Genomic DNA, 10,506 nt, shown 5'->3' on the forward strand with positions numbered 1-10,506 from the left:
GGACCATGGAGTACGCGAAGTCGAGGGTGCCGTCCGGCGCGCAGAGGCCGATCAGGGTGCCGCGCCGGGCCCGGCCGCCGGAGAACGTGCCCCACAGCAGGTCGCCCTCCTGCCGGTAGACCGCGATACGGCCCTCGGCCTCCGACTCGGCGGGGCGGAACCGCCGTCCGTCGTAATTGATCACGAGTCGGCCCCCGGGACCCGGTCGCGTATTTCGAGCGTGCAGCACTTGGAGCTGCCGCCCGACTTGAGCAGCTCGGACAGGTCCACGCCGATCGGCACGAACCCGCGGCTCCACAGGGCGTCGATGAGATGGGTGGCCTGTTCCGGCAGGAGTACGTGCCGGCCGTCGGAGACGGCGTTGAGCCCGAAGACCGCGGCGTCGTCCTCGGTGGCCACGATCGCGTCCGGGTACAGCTCGCGCAGCGTGGCCCGGCTCCCGGGGGTGAAGGCCGCCGGGTAGTACATGATCTCCTCGTGGTCGAGCACGGCCAGCGCGGTGTCCAGGTGGTAGAAGCGCGGGTCGACGAGTTCGAGGGTCACCACCGGGCGGCCGAGGAAGCGCTCCGCCTCCGCGTGCGAGCGGCGGTCGGTGCGGAAGCCGGTCCCGGCGAGGATCCGGTCACCGGTGACGAGGTAGTCGCCCTCGCCCTCGTTGATGTGGGTGCCGTCGAGGACCTCGTATCCCCGCTCGCGGAACCAGGCGGCGTAGGCCGGGCCCTCGTCGACGCGCTGGGCGTGCCGGAAGCGGGCGGCCAGCACCTTCCCGTCGACGACGGTGGCCCCGTTCGCGGAGAAGACCATGTCGGGCAGGCCCGGGACCGGGTCGATCAGCTCGACCTTGTGGCCGAGACCGAGGTAGAGGCTGCGCAGCCGCTCCCACTGGGCCACGGCCAGGGCGGTGTCGGTGGGCTTCTCGGGCTCCATCCAGGGGTTGATGGAGTAGACGACGTCGAAGTGTTCCGGTGAGCACATCAGAAAATGCCGGGGCCGTACCGTACGGGCCGGGCGGCCGCCGGCGGTCGAGGCGGCCTGGTGCGCGGTGCTGTCCTGCTGCACTGTCGGTTCTCCTTCTGAAGACGGGCACGGGGAACGGTTCGGAGGGATCAGGCCGGGCCGGAGGGACCGGCCGGGCCGGACAGGGCCGGTGTCGGCGGCGCGAAGGTCACCGTGATCCGGGAGGCGAAGTCGGTCATCGTCCGGAACGCCTCCTCCTGGGAGGCCCCGGTCGTACCGAGGAAGCCGAGGATGGTGTTGCCGTCCGGAGGGCGCCGGATGACGTCCCCCGGCCGCGCGGTGATCTTGAGCAGGAAGACCTTGTCCGACTCGCTGACCTCGGCGGGCACCTCGACCCGCTCGACCACGCCCGCCTCGCTGATCAGGCACATCGCGGTGATGTGGACCCCGGTCGGCCGGAAGTGCCGTACGTCGGGGCGCACCCCGCGTCCGATGTCGACCACGGCCTTGATCGGGTCGTGGCCGGCGGTCCTGCGCGCGATGAGGTCGAGGCCGCCGCCGCCGACCCGGGCGGCGATCTCCAGCAGGTACGGCTCGCCCTCGTGGAATCGGACCTCGGCGTGCATCACACTGCGCCGCAGGCCCTGGGCGTGCGCCCCGGCCTTGACAACCTCCCGGACCTTGGCGATGTCCTGGTCGCTGAGCGAGGTGGGCGCGTGATGGACGTCGTCGTCGAAGGTGCCGCCCTCGGCGGTGATGCGGTCCACGACCGAGCCGAGATAGACCTCGTCGTCCCAGGCGACCGCCTCCATCAGGTATTCCTTGCCGGACAGGAAGGACTCGACGAGCAGCCCGTTGGGGCCGAGATCGATCCCGTCCGCCTCGGAGTTGACCCAGAACAGGTCGCGGATGCCCTCGGCCGCCTGGGCGTGGTGCTCGGCCATCTCCTCGGGGGTGTCGACCCGGAAGACGAAGTGGCTGCCCGCGCCCAGCGTCGGCTTGAGGATGACCGGATAGCCGAAGTCCTCGGCGGCGGCGAGCGCGTCGTCCAGAGTCTCGACGAGCCGGAACGACGGGATCGGGGCGCCGGCCCGCTCGTACGCCTGCCGCATCAGGTACTTGTTCCTGCTGCACACGGCCGCCGGGACGCCGATGCCGGGCAGGCCCAGCGCCTCGGCGATCGCGGCGACCGTGATGACCGAGGACTCGGAGAAGGTGATCACGCCGTCGAACCGCTCCTCGGCGTGCCAGTCCCGGGCCAGGGCGATGATGTCGTCGATCTTCTTCGAGCCCGCCAGCCGGTAGCGGCCGGCCGGCCAGAAGTCCTCCGTACCCTCTCCGTTGAGCACGTAGAGGTCCGTACCGAGCTCCTCCACCTGCCGGTAGCGGCCGTGGTAGTAGTTCAGGTACTGCGCTGTCTCCACCGTGAGCAGCTTCATGGCGGCTCCTCTCAGATCCGTACGGCGCGGGCGCGATCGGCGGCCGGCAGCCGGGGCAGGGCGAACGGGGCGATCTCCTCGGGCTGTCCGGTGTCCAGGGACAGATCCACACCGGCCGCCGCCGCCTCGGCCGCGGCGTCGATGAGCAGCGGCGCGGCGCAGGCCAGCAGCGCCCGTACCTCCAGCAGCAGATCGCCGGGCAGCCCGGCTCCGGGAAGGGCCGTGCCGTTGCGCCCGGCCGCGGCCTCGGCCAGTGACGCCAGCCGGTCGAGCAGGGCGGCGACGTTCTCGGCGGTCCGGCCCAGGCTGAACGCCTCCAGTTCGTAGCCGAGCCGGAAGCGCTCGACGATTCCGGCGGCGCGGGTGCGGCCCTGTGCCGAGGTCGGCAGCGCGGCGCCCGCGGCGGCCGGGACACCGAGGGACAGCGCGTCCGCGAGCCGGTTCCACGGGGTGACCAGGCGCCGTGTGACCGTCTCGGACAGGGCGGCCGGGCTGAAGTTGGTCCGCTGGTACTCCGGCGCGGTCAGCGCCAGATGGAAGCGGACAAGGTCGCGCGGCACCTCGGCCAGCAGATCCGCGGACCAGATCAGATGGTTGCGGCTGGTGGAGAACTTCTCGCCGTCCAGGTCGTAGAACTCGTTGCTGATGTTGGCCTCGGGCAGTACGTACCGGTCGCCGTGCGCCATCAGCAGCACCAGGTCCATCAGGCCCCAGTGGTAGACGTTGTCGAAACCGTGGAAGTACACGAGCTCCGCGCCGTGCTCGGCACGCCAGTGCTCGTCGACCGCGGCCGTGTCCTCACCGCGCCGGGCGGCCGACCACCAGGTGCTGTACATGACCGCCGGCATGGCCTCGACCCAGGGGTAGAGGATCTGCCCGGGAGTCTCCGGGAAGGGGGCGGGGATGCCCCAGTCGCCGGGCACCGTCACGGGGATGTCGGGCAGCGGACGGGCCAGGAGTTCCCGGATCAGCTGGGCGGCGCGTGGCCGCCAGCGCGCGGACCGCTCGGCGAAGTACGCGGTCAGCCGCTCCCGGTACTCCTCCATGGGCAGCGCCAGGATGGTGACCTCGCGGGTGGACACGGGGGAGTCCGGGTCCAGCACCGAGCGCGCTCCGAGCAGCTCGTCGGCGTTGTTGGGGTGTCCGCACCCCTCGCAGACACCGCCGCTGCTGCCGGTCAGGCAGACCGGGCAGGCGCCGGTCATCAGGCCGTCGTACAGGTACGTGCCCGGCTTCTCGGCGTACGGCAGCCGTACGGTGCGCTCCCGGAGGCGGTCCGCCTTGTGCAGCTCGGTGAAGAACTCCAGCACGGTGGCCCGGTACCGGTCGTCGATCGGCGGGAGTCCCTCCATCGACAGGCCCATCGCGGAGATGGTCCGCTCGATCTGTCCGGTCGAGGTGGCGCACAGCTCGGCGGGCGACACACCGGTGCGGCGTGCCGTGGTGGTCACATAGGTCTGGCTGTTGTCCGTGCAGGTCGTGTAGATCACCGGCCGGCCGTTGGCCGCGAGGTAGCGGCTGTAGACGTCTCCGGCGAGATACGGGCCCGCCATGTGACCGACGTGCAGGTCACCGTTGGGAGTGGGCGTCGCCGCGACGACCACGGCGGGGCGCCGGGACCGGTCGCTCATGCCGTTTCCTCGTTGTGCCGGGCGGTGAACCGCTCGGCCAGCTCGGCGTCCCACCACACGGCGTACATCTGGAAGTCGGCGGCGCCGTCGTTGACGACCTGGTGGCGGGTGCCCGGCTGGAAGTGGACGACGTCACCCGCGGTGAACGGCACCCGCCTGCCCTCGCTGATGATCTCGGCCTCGCCGGTCATGGCGACCCAGATCTCGTACTCGTGGTGGTCGTGCGGGCCGGACGCCGCGCCGGGCGGCACGACGCACCAGGAGCCCTCGAAGGGCGCGTTCAGAGGCGCCCAGGGCATCAGGCGCTGGGCACGCAGACCGTTGTCCGGCTTGAGGTTCTCGCGGTTGAGCGCACGGATTTCCATGGTCTCTTCTCCACTGGGGGGTTCGTCGCTGGGGTCGGGTGGCGCCTTGCGCTCACAGGGCGTTGGCGAGCAGAGCCTCGCCGGACGCGGTGCCCTGGCGTGCCAGCAGATCGGACACGATGTCCTGGGCACGGACGGCGAGCACGCTGAGCAGGGAGTCGGCGATGCCGTGGGTGGCCTCGTTGACGCCCTGGAGGTAGCAGTTGGCGGTGTACGACCGCGGCAGCCGCATCCGGTAGTTGCGGTCGACGGTGGCCTCGCCGGTACCGGTCGCCGCGGCCAGCTTCTTCACCAGTTCCGGCATCTCCGAGACGAAGCCGGTGCCGAGCAGCACGATGTCGCAGCGCAGCTCGTCGGCCCGGCCGGTCTTGCGGTCGACGGTGTCGAGCACGACCTCGTCGCCGTCCATCCGGGCGCCGACGATGTCCGTCATGGTGATCATCCGGAGGCGGTCGGTGCCCTGGAGCCGCTCCTGGTACATCTCGCGGTAGAGGGTCTCCAGCATGTTCGGGGCCAGGCCCGCGTAGTTGGTGACATGCATCTCGCGGAGCATCTGACGGCGCGTCTCGGCCGGCGCCGCGTGGAACTCGTCGATGAAGGACGAATAGAACAGCTCGTTGGTGAACTTGCTGGTCTGGTAGGCGTTCAGCCCGATCGAGCGCATCAGCATCGTGCACCGCGCCTGCGGGAATCGCTGGTACGTCGCCCAGAGCAGCTCGGCGGCGCTCTGGGCGCCCCCGATCACCACGGCCCGCTCGATCCCGGCCGGGTCGAGCCGGCCGACCCGGTCGGAGTACTGCGTGCTGTGGATGACGCGCTCGTCGGGCAGCCCGGCGAGCTCGCCCGGGATGCGCGGGTCGCGGCCCGCGCCGACCGACAGGTTCCGGCAGGAGATCAGCCCGCCGTCGTCGGTGCGCACCAGCCAGCGGGAGACCACGCCGTTCTCCAGCGGTCCCGGCTCGATGGACACGCACCGGCGCCCGTACTCGACCCGGACCTCGCTCAGCGAGGACGCCACCCACTGGAGGTATCCGGAGATCTCCGAGCGGTACGGCGTGAAACTGCCGAGGTTGATGAACTCGTCCAGCCGTCCGGTCGCGTGCAGATAGTTCACGAAGGAGTACTCGCTGCGCGGGTTGCGCAGCGTCACCAGGTCCTTGAGGAACGAGACCTGGCTCTGGGTCCAGGGCAGCAGCATGCCGCGCTGCCACACGGTGTCGTCGTGCTGCTCGATGATCAGGGTGCCGGCGGCCAGTTCCTTGGGTGCCAGCTCCTCCACGGCGATGCCCAGCGCGAGGTTGGCCGGCCCGGCTCCGATGGCCAGGAGTTCGACTTCCTGGGGCTGCATATGTCCTCCCTGAGTTCCTGCCCGAATTGCTGGATACGGTGGTGACTTCTCACGGATGACGTGGCGCGCCGGCCTGCAACTTCTCCACGAGCGCCACCATCTCGGCGACGGTGTACACGGCGTGGAAGGAGCGCAGGTCCAGGCTGACGGCGAAGGTGCTTTCCATCCGGACGAGAGCCTCGATGGAATTCATGCTGTCCCATCCGAGTGCCGCGAGCGCCGTGTCGCCGGTGATCTCCGCGGGGTCGGCCCCGACCACCTCGGCAATGATTCCGATCACTGGCTCCTCGATCGAATCCGGTTCACTCATGCGAGGATCCGTTCCTTTCCTTCAGCGTTATCCAATCCACCCCGGCGGACGCCGCGGTGGCCGAATCGAGGGTGTAGAACTCCGTTTCCGATCCGTCCGGGGATTCGGTCCTGGTGAATCCGGCGTCGGACCAGAAGGACGCGGCGACGGAGTTCTTGGGCGAGCGGGTGTACCGCCCCTCGACCGCCGTGGCGCCGGCCTCGTGGGCCTGTCCGGCCAGCCAGGCGATCGCGGCGCGCTCCACCCCCCGGCTCAGCACCCGGCAGCTCAGGACCATGTTGAGGACCCGCCACACCTCCGGGCCGCGCTCCACCCACAGGGCGCCGACGATGCCCTCGTCGCCGAACCGGTCGGTGACTGAGACGGAGACCACCAGATGGCCGGGCTCCTCGTTCATCCGCCGGGTGACGGCCTCGTCGTACCGGATCCCGGTCAGGTTGAACTGATTGGTACGGGCGGCGAGTTGTGCGATCCTGCCGATCGTGTACTCGGTGGCGCCGGCGATCTCGACGCTGAGGTCCAGGGCCCGGAGGAACTCCTCGGACGATCCGAAGCCGGCCGAGAAGGTGCCGCGCAGCGCGCGCTTGCGGTACAGCTCGGGACGTTTGCGGTCGGTCTCGGTGAGCGCCATGACGTCGAACCAGCCGTGCCGCAGCAGCGAGTCCACCAGGTACGCGGGGTCCCCGGCGGCGGAGACGACGGCCACCTCGGGCAGCTCGTCGCCCACCTGGCCGCGCTCGAAGTCGGAGTCGTCCATGAAGACGAACGAGTCGGTCGACAGCGACAGCGCCTCGGCCGCCTGCCGCAGATTGCCCGCCTTGGCCGACCAGTTGACCGCCCGCGCCGAGAACGTGTCGGGCCGCAGGACCATGGCCGGGTGCTCGCTGAGGGCCCGCTCGACGGGTTCCTCGTCGTTCTTGCTGGCCAGGACCAGGATGACGCCCTGCTCACGGAGCCTGCGCACCGTGCGCTGGAGCTCCAGGTAGCAGTTGCCGGGGTAGAGCCCGCCGAGCTGGACGCCCTGGGCGCCGACCTCTCCGAGGACACCGCCCCAGAGCGTGTTGTCCAGATCGAGGGCCAGGACCTTGCGGGAGAGCCCCAGCTGCGCCTGGGCGACGCGCCGGACCAACCGGGCCAGCAGCAGCAGCGCTCCGTCGCCGTACGGCATGTCGCCGTACCGGTGCAGCCGCGCGTCACGGGCCGGTACGGGTGCCTCGGCCAGCTCGCCCGCGAGGTCGACCGCCACCACCTGGCCGTGCTCCTCGGCGAGACCGAGGAGGGCCGCGTTCACCCGGTACCACAGCTGGGTCACCCGGGCGCGGGCCCGCAGGCTGATGACGCCGTCCCGGACCTCCGCGGGCAGCGGAACGGTGTGGACGACGACGGTCGCGCCGGTGCGCTCCAGGCAGCCCGCCAGCAGGACGCGGAACTCCTCCAGCCGCGTCTCGACGTGCTTCTCCAGCGCGTCCGGCTCGGCCGCGCTCCAGTCGCCCGGCAGGAAGTGCCACGCGTCCATCAGCACGGAGACCAGGTGCGGGTCACCGTCGCGGGTGAACTCCCCGGTCGCCAGGGCCATGTCGAAGGTGCCGTAGTCCGCCGGCCGTACGGTCGGCAGGAATCCGGCGCCGACCAGCTGGGCCCGCAGCAGGGGCTCGTAGGGGCCGACGGTGCAGGTGGCCAGCACGGCCACCTCGACCTGGCGGGGCTGGTCCCCGTCCACGGTCAGCGGCCCCAGGACCCGGCCGGCCTGGCGTGCCAGGGCCGGGTCGTCGCTCTCCAGCAGTGCCCGGCGTACGCGGGGATCCGGCATACGGCGTTCCCGCACGGCCACGCGCAGCGCGGCCAGCGGACTCTCGCTCTCACTCACGGTGAAATGCCTTCCTGTCAGACTCGGTTCAGGCCCGGATGAGGGAGCAGTACCAGCGCATCCCGATGGAGATCCCGGTCAGTGCGACGAGATCGCCGGGAGCCACCGAGCCCTGCTCGATGAGCCGGCCCAGCGCGGTGAGCTGGTCGGCCGAGCCCATGTGGCCGTGGTCCTTGGCGAGTTCGGAATTGGTCCGCTCCAGCGGGAGCCCCAGCGGTTCGGCGACATCGGCGATGCCGTCCGGGTCGTTGATGTAGATGAGGTGCGTGATCTCGTCCCGGCCGACGCCGGCCCGCTTGCACGCGCCGTCGACGACGTCGAGGGTGCGGGTGATGGCCGCCCGGCCGAACTCGCGCAGCCGCTGGGGATCCCGCTGGAAGTGCTCCTGCACCTTGACGTGACCGGCCGGAGCCGTCCTGCTCGACCAGCCCTCCGGGGCCACGGGCGCCACCGCGCCGCCGTACTCCGTACGGAACCAGTCGCACAGGTCCGGGATCGTGAACTGCTCGGTGGACAGCCAGGTGTTGCGGCCGTGGCCGCGCCGCAGGACGGCCGCCACCGCGCCGTCGCTGTGCACCGCGTTGTTGACCGTCATGCGGTTGCGGTGGAACTCGCTGACCCGGTTCACCGCGACGAACAGCACGGTGTTGATCTCGGGCTGTACGGCGAGGACCCCGGCCACGATCCCGAGCCCGGTGACGCCCGAGGCGCAGCCCTCGTTGAGGAGCAGGGTCTGCCTGTTCTCCATCTCCAGGGCGCGGCCCAGCGCCGCCGACCCGTCCCAGTGCGGGTATTCGGGGTGCTCGGAGGTGGCCAGTACCAGGAGGTCGATGTCGTCGGTGACCATTCCGGTCCGGGCCAGCGCGTCCTGGGCGGCGCGGGCCGCCAGGTCGGTCGTGGTGATGTCGTCGGGAGCCCGGTGGAATGTGCGATAGCCCCACCGCACGATGCGCTCCGGATCCGGGACATAGGTCCCGGCGACTTCCGCGACGTTCTGATCCACGCCGAACGAGTAACCGAAACCAGTAATCCCGAATTCAGCGGGAAGTTGCATCATCACTGCCTCTCTCTCACCGCGATTCCCGGGGATGTGAGAAAGCTTTGCCGTTTCGGATTCTCAAATCAACAGCGTTCGCGCACCCCGAAGTTGAACGCGGAATACAAGGTCGAGCGCGCACAAAAAAGCCTGCCGGGGAATCAACCCCGGCAGGCGGTCGAACGCCGTGCTGTTTATGCCAGTAGTGCGGTGGCCGCTGTTCGGCTCGCGGAGAGCACGGTCTTGGCCGCTCCTCCGCTTCCGCCGGTGAAGGTGTGCAGTCCCGGCCCGACGCGCCGCAGGACCAGACCCGCCGGGTCGTGGTAGCAGTCGCAGGAGGCGACCGTGCGGCCGGCGGTCACCGCGACGCCGAACACCCGCCGGGCGCACTCCGTCACCCGTCGCTCCAGCGGCACGTCCGGCGCGACCGTGTCGGGATCGACGTCCCAGCGGTCGGACGGCAGCCCGAGCAGGAAGGTGCCGTCCCCGTAGGGCCGCCCGTAGAGCCCGGAGCACTCGTCGACGAAGGAGCCGAGCCCGCTCAGCGGTGTCTCGCACAGGCTGTACTGGATCTGCTTGGTGCGCAGGCCGGCCACCGGCAGCCCGCTCCGGTCGAGCAGGTGCGGTGTCCAGGCACCGGCCGCGACGACCACCCGGTCGTACCGCACCGTCCCGCCGTCCGCGGTCCGTACCGCCGGGTCCCGTGTCACCGCGTCCACCGGTGCCGGGCGGACGGTGACCCCCAGCGAGACCGCCTCCTCCAGCGCGGCCGTCCGCAGCCGGTGGGGGGAGATGTGGCCGGCGTACCGCTCCACCACGGCGACGGCGTCGGCGGGGAGCGTACGGAAGGGGAAGTCACGGATCACCGTGTCCCGGCCGATCACCTCCGCCGAACCCGGCAGGTACGCGTCGACGACCTCGGCGGGCCCGTCCGTGCCGGAGCCGCCGGACAGGACGTACAGCGACCCGGTCTCCCGGTACCCGGTCCAGTCGAGCAGGGTGTCGCTGCTCCTGATCTCGGCGAGGCTCTCGGCGGCCGTGCGGCAGGCGTCCGTACTGGTCTCGAATCCCCGGACCAGGCCGCCGGAGACCCCCGAGGCGTCCTCGCGCCGCGGGCTGCGCGCGGTGAACAGGTCCACCCGCGCTCCCCCCGGCGCGCGGGCGGTCCGCAGGGCGAGCAGGGCGCCCGCGACTCCGCCGCCGACGATCGCCACGCGCATCGCGTACTCCCGGGCCGGCGCCACTACTCCTCCGTCCGCCCGGCCCGGGAGTACGCGATGCGCGTGGCGATCGTCGGCGGCAGAGTCGCGGGCGCCCTGCTCGCCCTGCGGACCGCCCGCGCGCCGGGGGGAGCGCGGGTGGACCTGTTCACCGCGCGCAGCCCGCGGCGCGAGGACGGTCCGCAGGGCGAGCAGGGCGCCCGCGACTCCGCCGCCGACGATCGCCACGCGCATCGCGTACTCCCGGGCCGGCGCCACTACTCCTCCGTCCGCCCGGCCCGGACCGCGACCACCCGGCGGAGGTCGTCTGTGTAGTAGGCCGCCCGGCGGCGC

10 protein-coding genes are annotated in these 10,506 nt (G+C 71.1%); all 10 read right to left on the reverse strand.

Annotated elements, in window-relative coordinates; genetic code table 11:
• Window positions 1-184 (reverse strand): avidin-fold protein (locus tag BFF77_RS26870; RefSeq protein ID WP_483855215.1); only part of this gene is annotated, 184 nt, incomplete at its 3' end.
• The gene (gene ddaH, locus BFF77_RS26875; protein WP_342671267.1) at window positions 181-1,059 is read right to left on the reverse strand and encodes a dimethylargininase; all 879 of its coding nucleotides are present in this window, start codon (window positions 1,057-1,059) and stop codon (window positions 181-183) included. The genes ddaH and BFF77_RS26870, both read right to left, overlap by 4 nt.
• Before the next feature lie 47 nt (window positions 1,060-1,106).
• Window positions 1,107-2,396: an ATP-grasp domain-containing protein gene (locus BFF77_RS26880; protein ID WP_066954635.1), complete on the reverse strand. Its 1,290-nt coding sequence runs from the start codon at window positions 2,394-2,396 to the stop codon at window positions 1,107-1,109.
• A gap of 11 nt (window positions 2,397-2,407) precedes the next feature.
• Window positions 2,408-4,027 (reverse strand): class I tRNA ligase family protein, encoded by a 1,620-nt coding sequence (locus BFF77_RS26885; RefSeq protein ID WP_066954638.1) that lies wholly within the window; start codon window positions 4,025-4,027, stop codon window positions 2,408-2,410.
• Window positions 4,024-4,392 carry a cupin domain-containing protein gene (locus BFF77_RS26890; RefSeq protein WP_066954641.1) on the reverse strand — a complete coding sequence of 123 codons (369 nt, stop codon included), beginning with the start codon at window positions 4,390-4,392 and terminating at the stop codon, window positions 4,024-4,026. Before BFF77_RS26890 ends, BFF77_RS26885 begins: the two co-directional genes overlap by 4 nt.
• Window positions 4,393-4,444: 52 nt before the next feature.
• A complete protein-coding gene (locus tag BFF77_RS26895) occupies window positions 4,445-5,740 on the reverse strand; it encodes a lysine N(6)-hydroxylase/L-ornithine N(5)-oxygenase family protein (protein ID WP_066954644.1) in 1,296 nt (431 codons plus the stop codon).
• A gap of 49 nt (window positions 5,741-5,789) precedes the next feature.
• Window positions 5,790-6,050 carry an acyl carrier protein gene (locus BFF77_RS26900; RefSeq protein ID WP_066954647.1) on the reverse strand — a complete coding sequence of 87 codons (261 nt, stop codon included), beginning with the start codon at window positions 6,048-6,050 and terminating at the stop codon, window positions 5,790-5,792.
• The gene (locus BFF77_RS26905; protein ID WP_107422261.1) at window positions 6,043-7,917 is read right to left on the reverse strand and encodes an HAD-IIIC family phosphatase; all 1,875 of its coding nucleotides are present in this window, start codon (window positions 7,915-7,917) and stop codon (window positions 6,043-6,045) included. The genes BFF77_RS26900 and BFF77_RS26905 overlap by 8 nt, the downstream gene beginning before the upstream one ends.
• A gap of 28 nt (window positions 7,918-7,945) precedes the next feature.
• A complete protein-coding gene (locus BFF77_RS26910; protein WP_245703722.1) occupies window positions 7,946-8,920 on the reverse strand; it encodes a 3-oxoacyl-[acyl-carrier-protein] synthase III C-terminal domain-containing protein in 975 nt (324 codons plus the stop codon).
• 227 nt (window positions 8,921-9,147) lie between these two features.
• Window positions 9,148-10,407, reverse strand: coding sequence for an NAD(P)/FAD-dependent oxidoreductase (locus BFF77_RS26915; RefSeq protein ID WP_211280322.1), 1,260 nt, complete (start codon window positions 10,405-10,407; stop codon window positions 9,148-9,150).
• Window positions 10,408-10,506: the final 99 nt, after the last annotated feature.

The sequence above is a fragment of the Streptomyces lushanensis genome (genome assembly GCF_001700515.1).
GTDB classification, from domain to species: domain Bacteria; phylum Actinomycetota; class Actinomycetes; order Streptomycetales; family Streptomycetaceae; genus Streptomyces; species Streptomyces lushanensis.